Source organism: Psychroserpens sp. BH13MA-6 (assembly GCF_052983595.1).
Genome location: NZ_JBRJGE010000001.1, coordinates 550,202 through 562,534, shown reverse-complemented (window position 1 = coordinate 562,534; position 12,333 = coordinate 550,202). Strand labels below are relative to the sequence as shown.

The 12,333-nt window shown below is 36.6% G+C and carries 14 protein-coding genes; 9 read left to right on the top strand and 5 right to left on the bottom strand.

The window, feature by feature from the left end:
• Positions 1–73 precede the first annotated feature (73 nt).
• The gene (locus ACU8DI_RS02435) at positions 74–475 is read right to left on the bottom strand and encodes a hypothetical protein (RefSeq protein WP_447111142.1); all 402 of its coding nucleotides are present in this window, start codon (positions 473–475) and stop codon (positions 74–76) included.
• Between the two features lie 179 nt (positions 476–654).
• On the opposite strand from ACU8DI_RS02435, the gene ACU8DI_RS02430 reads away from it, so the two are divergent.
• The 4 genes from ACU8DI_RS02430 (at position 655) to ACU8DI_RS02415 (ending at position 4,033) form a co-directional block, all read left to right on the top strand.
• Positions 655–1,203 carry a phage tail protein gene (locus tag ACU8DI_RS02430; RefSeq protein WP_447111141.1) on the top strand — a complete coding sequence of 183 codons (549 nt, stop codon included), beginning with the start codon at positions 655–657 and terminating at the stop codon, positions 1,201–1,203.
• 51 nt (positions 1,204–1,254) lie between these two features.
• Positions 1,255–1,806, top strand: coding sequence for a phage tail protein (locus ACU8DI_RS02425; RefSeq protein ID WP_447111140.1), 552 nt, complete (start codon positions 1,255–1,257; stop codon positions 1,804–1,806).
• An 89-nt stretch (positions 1,807–1,895) separates the two neighbouring features.
• Complete coding sequence (locus ACU8DI_RS02420) at positions 1,896–2,879, top strand: T9SS type A sorting domain-containing protein (RefSeq protein WP_447111139.1); 984 nt, start codon at positions 1,896–1,898, stop codon at positions 2,877–2,879.
• Positions 2,880–3,025: 146 nt separating this feature from the next.
• Positions 3,026–4,033, top strand: coding sequence for a T9SS type A sorting domain-containing protein (locus ACU8DI_RS02415; RefSeq protein ID WP_447111138.1), 1,008 nt, complete (start codon positions 3,026–3,028; stop codon positions 4,031–4,033).
• 53 nt (positions 4,034–4,086) lie between these two features.
• Here the strand turns inward: ACU8DI_RS02415 and ACU8DI_RS02410 are convergent, their stop codons facing one another.
• Together ACU8DI_RS02410 and ACU8DI_RS02405 are read right to left on the bottom strand one after the other, a co-directional pair.
• Positions 4,087–4,557 (bottom strand): Lrp/AsnC ligand binding domain-containing protein, encoded by a 471-nt coding sequence (locus tag ACU8DI_RS02410; RefSeq protein ID WP_447111137.1) that lies wholly within the window; start codon positions 4,555–4,557, stop codon positions 4,087–4,089.
• 3 nt (positions 4,558–4,560) lie between these two features.
• Positions 4,561–5,925 (bottom strand): saccharopine dehydrogenase family protein, encoded by a 1,365-nt coding sequence (locus ACU8DI_RS02405; RefSeq protein WP_447111136.1) that lies wholly within the window; start codon positions 5,923–5,925, stop codon positions 4,561–4,563.
• A gap of 148 nt (positions 5,926–6,073) precedes the next feature.
• Here ACU8DI_RS02405 and ACU8DI_RS02400 point away from each other — a divergent pair, with 148 nt between their 5' ends.
• Both ACU8DI_RS02400 and pckA read left to right on the top strand, forming a co-directional pair.
• Positions 6,074–6,469 (top strand): DUF423 domain-containing protein, encoded by a 396-nt coding sequence (locus ACU8DI_RS02400; RefSeq protein ID WP_447111135.1) that lies wholly within the window; start codon positions 6,074–6,076, stop codon positions 6,467–6,469.
• A 61-nt stretch (positions 6,470–6,530) separates the two neighbouring features.
• On the top strand, positions 6,531–8,147 hold the full coding sequence (pckA, locus tag ACU8DI_RS02395) for a phosphoenolpyruvate carboxykinase (ATP) (RefSeq protein WP_447111134.1): 1,617 nt from the start codon (positions 6,531–6,533) through the stop codon (positions 8,145–8,147).
• A gap of 80 nt (positions 8,148–8,227) precedes the next feature.
• Here pckA and ACU8DI_RS02390 read toward each other — a convergent pair whose 3' ends face one another.
• On the bottom strand, positions 8,228–8,980 hold the full coding sequence (locus ACU8DI_RS02390) for a uroporphyrinogen-III synthase (protein WP_447111133.1): 753 nt from the start codon (positions 8,978–8,980) through the stop codon (positions 8,228–8,230).
• Between the two features lie 15 nt (positions 8,981–8,995).
• Positions 8,996–9,649: a DUF4271 domain-containing protein gene (locus ACU8DI_RS02385; protein ID WP_447111132.1), complete on the bottom strand. Its 654-nt coding sequence runs from the start codon at positions 9,647–9,649 to the stop codon at positions 8,996–8,998.
• Between the two features lie 163 nt (positions 9,650–9,812).
• Here ACU8DI_RS02385 and ACU8DI_RS02380 point away from each other — a divergent pair, with 163 nt between their 5' ends.
• Genes ACU8DI_RS02380 through ACU8DI_RS02370 form a run of 3 tightly spaced genes read left to right on the top strand, consistent with a single transcriptional unit; the run spans position 9,813 to position 12,329 of the window.
• Positions 9,813–10,535 carry a polyprenol monophosphomannose synthase gene (locus ACU8DI_RS02380; protein ID WP_447111131.1) on the top strand — a complete coding sequence of 241 codons (723 nt, stop codon included), beginning with the start codon at positions 9,813–9,815 and terminating at the stop codon, positions 10,533–10,535.
• Positions 10,536–10,539: 4 nt separating this feature from the next.
• Positions 10,540–11,886 carry a dihydroorotase gene (locus tag ACU8DI_RS02375; RefSeq protein ID WP_447111130.1) on the top strand — a complete coding sequence of 449 codons (1,347 nt, stop codon included), beginning with the start codon at positions 10,540–10,542 and terminating at the stop codon, positions 11,884–11,886.
• Entirely contained in the window at positions 11,883–12,329 is a 447-nt protein-coding gene (locus tag ACU8DI_RS02370) for a DUF4296 domain-containing protein (protein ID WP_447111129.1), read from the top strand. The genes ACU8DI_RS02375 and ACU8DI_RS02370 overlap by 4 nt, the downstream gene beginning before the upstream one ends.
• Positions 12,330–12,333: the final 4 nt, after the last annotated feature.

The following is a 12,333-nucleotide window of genomic DNA, read 5'->3' as shown; positions in this document are numbered from 1 at the left end:
ATTGATTATAATTAATACAATTCCAAGGTATTCGAAAAAGGTATTTGACAATGTCATCTACACCAATTAATTTTTACTTTTTGTGATAGAGTAGACTGCTGTCATCACAATCACTTGGGCATGGCGTAGTAAAGTCATAAATACCGGTACCATTAGTACCATCACCATTTGGATAAATAATGTCCTTGTACTTTGATCCATCTGTAGTTGTTGTTCCTACAATTAGTAAACACTCGCCACCAGAGTCTTGAGTTCCCAAATAAGCTCTGACCTTCGGTTCAAAACCATCAGCCTTCACCTGAAGCTTTCCATTCCCATCTGTGGTGACTTTTAATCCCATTTCATTAAAGCAAGCGATTAAGTCATCTGCTGGGATTAAAAAGGCTTTACTTAAGTTGGGATGATTGGTTTGCCAAGTTTTGGTCCAGTCTTCAGCTTCTTTAAGGGTACGTGTTAGGGGTGTTGTTGCACTCATAATTATTGATTTTAGTTGATTTATATGCCTAAAGCTAGGCAAATTGAACTTAAAAATGGTAGGTATTCTAAAAAATAGGTATTTCTACTTGGTTTTAGCTTTAGGTGCTTTTGCTTTTAAAAAAACAGTTTTGTTTTCTGAATTTTGAGAACTATTAACCAACTTAAAACCAGTAAATTATGAATGCACTTTTGGCACAAATTATTATGTTTGCCGGCAACTTTGCTCCAAGAGGATGGGCTTTTTGTAATGGACAGTTGTTGTCTATTGCTCAGTACTCATCACTTTTTGCGATAATTGGGACAACTTATGGTGGCGACGGAAGAACCACATTTGCCTTACCCGATTTGAGGGGACGATTTCCAAAACATCCTGGTGATGGTCCAGGTTTACAGCCTGTGACTTGGGGAGAAATGGGTGGAAAAGAGAACGTTGTTTTAACAACATTAAACATGCCTGCTCATAGTCACGATGGAAGTAGTCTAACACTCAAGTTATCTTGTAATGAAGATGATGGTGACAACAATGAACCCTCCGGAAGAAACTTTGGAATAGCAGGTTCAGGAACACCTTACAATTCTGCAGCTAGCGACGCAACATTTGGTGGCGCTACTGTATCAGGGAATACAGGACCTCAGGGTAATAACCAATCCTTCGACGTTCAAAACCCATTTATTGGAATCAATTACATTATCGCTCTTCAAGGTGTTTTTCCACCAAGAAATTAAAAATCAATAAAGAATAATTCAAAATTTAATCAATTAAAAAAAATAGAAATTATGGATGATGCATATATAGGAACAATCATGATGTTTGGAGGCAATTTTGCTCCAAGAAACTGGGCCTTTTGTAATGGCCAAATATTATCAATCGCAGACAATCAGGCGCTATTCTCCATCTTAGGAACCACTTATGGTGGCGACGGTAGATCAACATTCGCTCTACCGGATTTAAGAGGACGTGTTGCAAAGCACGCCGGAAATGGTCCAGGACTTCAGCCAGTTACTTTAGGTGAAAGAGCAGGACGAGAGACGGTTTCCTTAACTACAGGGAATTTACCTTCTCACACACATGACGGAAGCACCTTATCTGCGACCTTATCTTGTAATGAGGACGACGGTGATAATAATGAGCCTTCAAGACGTAATATCGGTATTGCTGAATCAGGAACACCTTATAATTCGGCGGCTAATGATGCCACATTTGGCGGTGGTACTGTTACTGGAAATACTGGACTTACTGGAGGGAATCAACCATTTGATGTACAAAACCCATTTTTGGGGACTTACTATGTTATTTGTACATATGGACTTTATCCGCCGAGAAGTTAAAACAAAGTACAATAAATCAAAACTAAATAAAGTACTCTGTTCGGAAAAACAAAGTACTTTATTTGCTTCAATACTTAAATCTCAATACTATGAAATCAAAACTACTTTTACTACTCCTATTATTACCTGTTACCATGTTGTCTCAAGTAGGCAATGGCTTTGAAAATACGCCAGGTGTCAACTTTAGTGCTGTTGGTGGCTCATGTCAATATTTTGACTTTGAAACCGCGACGGCTCATACCCTTGCCAATTACAATGCGCCATGCGGACTTATTTATGTCACTGAATCGTCAAATGGTGCTACACTCGGATATGCCATTGAACTTGATCCAACAAGTCCAAATGGGCCATCTGGGTTTAGTGATGGTGATTTTTTTGGTGTTGGAACAAGTGCTTTCTTCACCACGGAAATAGCAGTAGCACCTCCCGAAGGGAGTCAAGCTTTTTTTATGGAAGATCCAGATGGCGATATCACCATGACATTCGATCTCGTAGATTTAGCCGGAGCCAGTAACCCACAATTTAGTATGCAATATATTTTGGAGGAGACGAGTTGGGAGTTAGAAGATTTTTTTAGAGTTCAAATCGTCTTTACAGATTGTGCGAGCTCCACATTAACCTTAATCGATACTTTTGGAAGTGACATAGATGATTTGGCCATTGAGGATACATGGAATATGTTAACCGCTGATTTATCTTCGTATGTAGGATGTAAAGCACAATTGGTGATTGAGTTTTCTTCCAATTCTGCAGCTGAAGAGTTAGGATTGGATGCCATTTCATTTAGTTCAGGTGTCACACTATCGACACCAACTTCCAACTTAACAAATCTGATTGAAGTGTACGCAAACCCAACCAATGGGAGTCTTCATATTAGTAATTCTGGGATAGCATTGCATGCCCTATCAATAGTAGATATTAATGGTCGCCTAGTGTTTAATGAAGAATTAAATAATACAACACTTGATGTGCAGTATGAACTAGGTCATTTATTGTCTCCAGGAATGTATGTCTTATCTATAGCTACAGAGAGAACAGTTTTGACTAAGAAAATTATCATCGCGTCCCACTAAGGGATTTTATAGTTCTCAAATCCTATAATGGTCTCGTGGTTGGATATTAGTCGCTGAACCTATGTGCTTAAAAGTAGAAACCGTACTAAAGGTATTACTAGTACTAAATTCGGCATATACAATTAATTAATCCAATATAAGCTATTATGAAAACAAAATTACTTTTATTACCATTTTTGATGAGTTGCGCGCTAGGCATGCAACGAACTCAAGCCCAAACTACTTTAGTACCTGGCGATATTGCCATATTATGGTATCAAGCCGATACACCTGACTCGTTTGCATTTACGACATTCGTAGACTTAGAAGGTGGCACCCAAATTCTTTTTACCGATTGTGGCGCGGTTCCCGCAGGAACTTTTGATCCTGCAGGCTGTGGAGAAGGTGCTAATAGGTACACTGTTCCAGTGTCTGGTATTGAAGCAGGTGAAATCATAAGTTATAATTTTGCAGTTCCTAGTCCAGAATTTAGCAACTATTCAGGAGATAGTGTCATTACAAGCGCTACCGGAATGTCACTTTCAACAGGCGGAGATTCAATTACTGTTTTGCAAGGCACAGGTGAGTCACCATCATTAATTTTTATTTTGAGTGGATCATCCACTACCTTTTCGGGCGACGACAGCAATAGTACGACAGAAACTAATTTATTTACAGGTTTAACTGGTGTTGGCCTGCCAAGAACAGCAGTGGCCGTTGGTTCAGGGCCATTACCTTCACAAGAATTTGATAATGCTGTTTACAGTGGAAGCTATACGTTTACTACAATTCAAGATGCCAAGATTGCTCTCACAAACCCAGCGAATTATGTAGGCGCTAATGATCTACTTGATTCGCCATATAATGCACTAGTTGCAGCTATTCCAGACAAATTAAATATTTTGGCACTTTCAACAAATGAATTTAATCTTGGAACTGTTATTTCTGTGTACCCAAACCCGTCAAAAGGTCAGATTATTATCAAGAATTCTGGTGTAGCATTAGAAACGCTTACCATTAATGATGTTAATGGACGTCGTATTAGGTCTTATGATTTAAATGGTGCCTCTGGTGATCAATCCCTTGATTTAAGCAATACGTTATCTTCAGGGATGTATCTCTTGGAAATTGTATCAAAAAAGGGATCTACTATTAAGAAGCTATTAATTCAGTAATCCTCGCTTTTAAATCTTATAAAAAAGGCAATTCTATTGAATTGCCTTTTTACTTATATGTTGATTTGTCTATCGATTTGCTGATTTAAAGAAATAAATGTTTCGGTTCTAGAAACACCTGTGATTGATTGGATGTCACGATTGAGAACATGCATGAGATGCTCATTATCCTTACATAGAATTTTGATAAATATGCTCCAATTTCCTGTAGTATAATGACATTCTAAAACTTCAGGAATTTTTTGTAATTGTTTAACAGCTTCCGGGTTACTAATCGCCTTGTCGAGATAAATGCCAATAAATGCCATGGTGGTATAACCCAAAACTTTTGGGTTAATAACAAACTTAGATCCTGAGATTAATCCAGACTTTTCTAATTTTCTCAGACGTTGATGTATCGCTGCACCAGAAATACCAACCATTCTTGCGATTTCTAAGATAGGTGTTCTAGCATCAGCCATCAAAGCGCGCAATATCTTTTTATCGATACCGTCAATTTGGATATTTTGGTTGACAATTTTCATGGTTTAAACATTCAAGGGGTTATAACCTAAATAAGGGACTTCCTTTTCAGAAAACTTCATTCCGAAATCTTCTAATTCAGCCAATATAGGATTGTAAACTTCTTTGGAAATCGGAATTTGAACACCAGGTGTTGTGATGACTTCATTAAGAATGGCGAGCGTAGCAATGGCTACTGGAAGGCCTACTGTTTTTGCCATTGCGGTATATGTTTGATCCTCACCAATCGTCACCATAGTAGAATCTATTTGATGATGTTTTCCGTTGAGTTCATATCCAAATTTGTGATACATCACAATCATGTCTTTATCATCTGCCTCCAATGTCCAGCTATCCATTAGAATTTTCTGTAGAATTTGAGCCGGTGTCGCTTTTTTAAGTTCAACCATTTTTGTTTTACTGAAAACGTCTAATTCTTCCAGTTTATCCCAAACAATATCATCTTGGTCTATTTTGAGTGCATGTCGGAACTTTAATTCTACAGAATCAGTAGGACTGTAAGGTAGAAAGGCATTTACATAATCACGATAACTCATATTTTCACTATCATCTATCGTATAGCTGTCATCTGTCATTCCAAGTTGTACAAACATATTCCATGCACGGCTAAATCCCACACGACGCATCGTTCCACGATACAGTGTTTTAATGTCATTGAGGCCGTAAACATCTTGATATTTTAAGGAATCTCTATTGGCATAGGCTTCAAAACGGCCGTAACCTTCAACATCCAGAAATTCCGTTCGTCTAAACAATCGGTTGTATGGGATGTATTTATAGGTGCCTTCTTGAAGGAACTTAGCAGCACCACCTTGTCCGGCCACGACCACATTTCTCGGATTCCAAGTAAATTTGTAATTCCATAAGTTGTTATCACTTTCCGGAGCCACTAATCCACCAGTAAACGATTCAAACAAAACCATCTTTCCTCCTTTATCACGAATGTTATCAATGACTTTCATAGCGCTCATATGATCAATACCTGGATCGACACCAATTTCATTCATAAATACGAGCCCTTTCTCCGTTACGGCATGGTTCAGTTTTTGCATGTCATCACTAACATATGAAGCAGTCACCATATTTTTACCTAGAGTGACGCAATCTTTAGCGACTTCAATATGAAATCTAGCAGGTAGCATCGATACTACGATATCGGCATTTTCTATAGCAGCACGTCTAGATGATTGATCAAAAACGTCTAAGGTAATCGCATTCGCATTTTCGTGATTATTTATTAATTTCCGAGCATTTTGAATATCAATATCACCTACAATGATATGTAGATGTTCTTCATGAGATTTTTCTAGTAAATATTTTATTAAGTATGAGGTTGATTTTCCAGAACCTATAACTAAAATCTTTCGCATAATGGGTTTTCTTGAGTAAATTTGTATGTGTTAAACGCTATCACCCTTTAGTAATTACCGAAGACGTATAGCGTTTAATCTTCTAAATTAAATTGGATACGAATTTAGTAAATACTGAGGGTTCAAAAAATCTTAATGCCACTAATATATGAACAAAATAATTTTATTGACAGCGTGCTTACTGGGTGTTTTGGGAATAATTCTGGGTGCTTTTGGGGCACACGGACTTAAGTCTCTTATTTCAGTAGAATCCCAACAGACTTTTGAAACAGGTGTGCGATATCAAATGTACCATGCACTATTCTTATTGTTCATTGGAAGTTTGGATGTTATTCGTGAAAAAGCAAAACGTATAATTCTTATTTTGGTACTACTTGGAGTGTTGCTTTTTTCAGGTTCAATTTATGGTTTGTCTACCAACCAATTAACCAGCTTTGATTTTAAAACTATAGGGTTTGTGACACCAATTGGAGGCTTGTTACTGATAGTAGCTTGGGTGGTATTGTTAATAAAGATTTTGAAAAACAAGCGTGATAAATCTTAAAATAAACAGCCTACTTTTATAATAATGTTTAATTTTGCAACTTAAACAACACAAACAAATTATGGTAAACCATACAGATATTACGCAAACGATTTCGCTAGATGCCTATGGCATTAAAAATGCCAAAGTGAGATATCAATTGTCTCCTGATGAATTACAGGAGATTACAGTATCTAAGGGCCAAGGCGTTGAGACATCGAATAAAACACTAGCCGTTAACACTGGAGAATTTACGGGTCGCTCACCGAAAGATAGATTCATTGTAAAGGATGATATCACAAAAGACCGTGTTTGGTGGGGAAATATCAATATTCCTTTTGATACAGATAAATTTCAAAAGCTATATGATAAGGTCACAGCATATCTATCAGAAAAGGAAGTTTTTGTGAGAGATAGTTATGCTTGTGCAGATGACAATTATAAATTGAATATTCGTGTCATAAATGAATATCCTTGGAGTAACATGTTTGCTTACAATATGTTTTTACGTCCTAGTAAAGAAGAATTGACTAATTTCAATCCAGAATGGACGATTGTTAATGCTCCCGGATTTATGGCAGATCCAGAAGTGGATGGTACGAGACAACACAATTTTGCGATACTTGATTTTACAAGAAAAATAGCATTGATTGGTGGGACAGGTTATACTGGAGAGATTAAAAAAGGTATTTTTTCAGCACTTAACTTTATTTTGCCTGTCTTTAAGAATACATTACCTATGCACTGCAGTGCAAATGTTGGTAAAGATGGTGACACAGCAATCTTCTTTGGTTTGTCTGGAACAGGAAAGACCACCTTATCAACCGATCCTGAACGCAGTTTGATTGGTGATGATGAACACGGATGGACCAATGAGAATACAGTCTTTAATTTTGAAGGCGGTTGCTATGCCAAAGTCATTAATTTATCACAAGAGCAAGAGCCTGAGATTTTTGAGGCTATTAAGAAAGGGGCAATTCTCGAAAATGTGATTCTTGACAGTCAAGGACAAGTAGATTTTTCAGATACGTCCATAACACAGAATACTAGGGTAAGTTACCCGATACATCATATTGAAAATATTAGAGTTCCATCAATTGGTAAAAACCCTAAAAACATTTTCTTCTTAACAGCAGATGCTTTTGGAGTGTTACCTCCAATTTCTAAATTAACACCAAGTCAGGCAGCATACCATTTCATTTCTGGTTATACAGCGAAAGTGGCTGGAACTGAAGCGGGAATAGATGAGCCAGTCCCAAGTTTTTCAGCATGTTTTGGTGCGCCATTTATGCCTTTACACCCAACGGAGTATGCCGATATGTTGAGCAAAAAAATGAAAGATGCTGGTGTCAATGTATGGCTTGTTAACACGGGCTGGACAGGTGGTTCTTATGGTGTTGGGACTCGAATGAAGCTCAAATACACACGTGCCATGATTAATGCAGTGCTCAATGGTGATTTAGGGTTGTATAATTACGACGATTACCATATTCACTCTGTATTTGGTGTCGCGCAACCTAGAACTTGTCCTGGTGTACCAAGTGAGGTGCTCAGTCCGAGAACAACTTGGAATGACGATCAGGCGTATTATAAAACGGCCTTTAAATTAGCCAATGCGTTTCGTGAAAACTTTAAGAAATTTGAGGAATTTGCTAGTGAGGAAATCCGAAGAGGAGGCCCACAACGCTATGGATTCTAATAAATCATTAGATAACAAAAAAGAAAAGCGGTTTCAAGTTAATGGAACCGCTTTTTTATGCTCAAAAAGGTAACTACTTATTATTTTCCTTTATTTGTCTTTTCAATATATTTCTCTAAAGCCATAGTCATGGATGGCGTTTCAGGTGTTGGCGCTGAAATATCTACGCGTAAGCCATGAGATTCAACGGCTTTGATAGTCGTATTTCCGAAGACCGCAATACGCGTATCATTTTGTTTGAATTCCGGAAAATTATGGAATAATGATTCGATACCAGACGGACTAAAAAATACCAAAATATCATAATAGACATTTGCTAAATCTGATAAGTCACTAATAACCGTTTTGTAAAAAACAGCTTGTTTCCACTTTACGTTCAAATTATTTAAAATTTCAGGAACCTCAGGTTTCAATTTATCAGTGGTTGGCAAAAGGAAGCTCTCGTCTTTATATTTTTTAATCAATGGAGACAAATCAGCAAATGTTCGCTTTCCAACATAAATTTTACGCTTTCTGTATACCACGTATTTCTGAAGATAGTAGGCAACCGCTTCAGACTGACAAAAATATTTCATCGTGTCTGGCACTTTGAATCGCATTTCATCAGCGACTCTAAAGAAATGATCCACAGAATTTCTACTAGTAAGTATAATTGCCGTGTAAGAAGCAAGATCGACTTTTTGTTGTCTTATCTCTTTGGCTTCTACACCTTCAACATGAATAAATGGTCTGAAATCAATTTTTACTTTTTGTTTTTCTTGAAGATCAAAGTAAGGCGAATTTTCTATTTTAGGTTCTGGTTGAGATACTAAAATTGTTTTCACTTTCGTCATATTCCTTAAAGTGTTTTAAGCGTTGAAATCTTTAATTAACTTATATAAAATCAGATAGGGTCCGATTTCAAGTGCGCAAAGATACAAAATAAAATAGAATATGTTATTCAAAAGTAATTTTTGATGATTTTTAAAGGATGAAAAAAATCCTATGAGATTGATAAGAACAATCAACCCTATCACTACATAAATTATTGTGGCATTAGGCTCAATCGTGTAGATTAAAATACAATTAATTGGAAAGATGACTAAGCCTGTATAATTTTTGAAAGTGGTTTTCTGAAATAAGTAGTAATCAACTAGCTCATCAATATCAAATAAACTCGCAATCAAACGTTCTAGAAGTATTTTTATGAGAAACAGAACGCCAATTCCAAAAGCCAATTTGAAGAATTCATAGAGGTCAAATGCTGTTGGATGAATCACCGTCGCATAACTCATATATGCAAATATGGAGATAGAAATGATGAGATTGATGTACAATAAGGCATCAAACCCATCTATAAATTTTTGATCTCTCGCGTAGATTTTTAAATATTTGGAATTACCGATAACAGCTAAAAAATCTTTAAATCGGTGTGCAAATAAGTACTTGCTCAATGTTAGACAAATCAGTGCTAACACAAGAAATAGGGTAAACCAATCATTGGAAATGATGTTTCTGAGCATGTCACAAAATTAGTAAGAAAAATTGATGATTCCACGGGTTAAAATACACATCTTAAAATCAATATGACAAGATTAACAATGTTTATGATTTTATCACTTAATTTTAAATGATAAAACGCTTACTTTTGTTTTGTCAGACCAATTAAAATCAAGACTAAACTGCATGTCAGATGCCATTGTAATCATACCAACTTATAATGAAATAGAAAATATCGAATCTATCATAAGAGCGGTTTTTGCCCAAGGCATGAGGTTTGATATTTTGGTAGTTGATGATAATTCACCTGACGGCACAGGAGATAAAGTGATAGGGCTTCAAAACGAGTTTAAAGACCAACTCCATTTGTTAACTAGGGCTAATAAAACGGGATTGGGAACGGCTTATATCGCAGGATTTAAATGGGCTCTGGAGCGTTCTTATAATTTTATATTTGAAATGGATGCAGACTTTTCGCATAATCCAGCTGACCTCATATATTTATATAACGCCTGCGCTATTGAAGGTGCAGATATGTCCATTGGTTCGCGTTATATAAACAATACGGTGAATGTTGTTGATTGGGATATGAAACGATTATTGTTATCGTATTTTGCCTCCAAATATGTGAAATTCATCACACGTATGAAAATTGCCGATACAACGGCAGGTTTTGTATGTTTCAAACGAAAGGTGCTTGAGACTATCAATTTGGATGATATCAAATTTGTTGGTTATGCATTTCAAATAGAAATGAAGTTTAAGGCACATTTACACAAGTTTAAAATTGTAGAGATTCCCGTCATCTTTACAGATAGAACCAAAGGAAAATCTAAAATGAGTGGAGGGATTATTTCTGAAGCTATTTTTGGAGTTATAAAAATGAAGTTTAATAGTGTATTCAATTAATCCAATGCAGTATAATACCAAACTTATTAAGAATGCCAAAATAGTTAACGAAGGCAAAGTTTTTGAAGGGGATATTTTAATTGAAGGGGAATTAATTAAAGAAGTCTCCGATTCCATAAGTGCGAAATCTGCCGATGTTCAAATCATTGATGCCGAAGGGAATTATGTATTCCCTGGAGTTATTGATGATCAAGTTCATTTTAGAGAGCCTGGACTAACCCATAAGGCAGATATAGCCTCCGAATCGAGAGCTGCTTTGGCTGGTGGAATTACCTCATTCATAGAAATGCCTAACACTAATCCGCAAACGACCACGGTTGAGAAACTGGAGGAGAAGTTCGAAATCGCAGCCAATACCTCTTTTGCCAATTACTCATTTATGTTTGGAGGCACAAATGATAATTTGGAAGAAATTTTAAAAGTCAACCCTAAAACTGTTGCTGGATTAAAATTGTTTTTGGGATCATCTACCGGAAATATGCTTGTTGATAATCCTGAGGTATTAGAAAAAATATTCAGTAGTACGGATATGGTGATTTCTGTGCATTGCGAAGATGAAGCAACCATCAGAAAAAATATGGAAGCTCATCTCGCTGAATTCGGAGAAGATATTCCCATAGAAAAGCACCCGATTATAAGAAGTGAGGAAGCCTGTTATTTGTCTTCATCTAAGGCCATTGAATTGGCAAAGAAAACAGGAGCTAGATTGCATGTGTTCCACTTATCTACTGGAAAGGAGACACAGTTATTTACAAATAAAATCCCTTTAAAAGACAAGAAAATTACAGCAGAAGTTTGCATCCATCACCTTTGGTTTAGTGATGAAGACTATGCAAAAAAAGGGACTCATATTAAATGGAATCCAGCTGTAAAAACTGCCAAAGACCGTGATTTATTGTGGAAGGCATTATTAGATGATAGAATTGATGTGATTGCTACAGACCATGCACCACATACCTTGGAAGAGAAAAATAACAAATATACGAAAGCACCTTCAGGAGGACCACTAGTGCAACATGCTTTGGTAGCCATGTTGGAAATGTATCACAAAGGTAAAATTGGGCTTCCAAAAATAGTTGAAAAGATGGCTCACAACCCAGCAATCTTATTCCAAGTAGAGAAACGAGGCTATATCAAGGCTGGATATTTTGCGGATTTAGTGATTGTCGATTTAAATAGTCCGTGGTCGGTTAAAAAGGAAAACATTCTTTATAAATGCGGATGGTCTCCTTTTGAAGGCACGACGTTCAAATCGCGTATTACCCACACGTTTCTCAATGGGTCTTTAGTGTACAATAATTTTAAGGTTTTAGATGTTAAGGTGGCTAAACGTTTAACTTTTAATAGATGAAAAAGCTCTGTTTATTAATATTAATTGCTGCTCTATTTGGTTGTTATTCTTCAGGAAAACCAAAGAAGCCTGACAACCTTATTCCGAGGGATAAAATGGTGGATGTGCTTTACGAAGTCTTTATTATAAGTGCAGCCAAAGGAGGGAATAAGTTAAAACTCGAAAACAAGGGGATTTATCCTCAAGATTATATTTTCGAGAAATATCATATCGATAGTCTGCAATTTGCATTGAGCAACGAATATTATGGGTATGACGTGAGCGAATACGAGCTCATGATCAGTGAAATTGAAGAACGTATTAAAAGCGATAAAGAAAAGTACGAGAAAGCCATGGCAGAAGAAGCCAAGGAGATAAAGCGAAAAAAGGATTCGATGAAAATGGCTATTGATTCAACCCAAAAAATAAAGGCCGATAAGGTATCCATCAAGTCAGATCGTTAGGGTA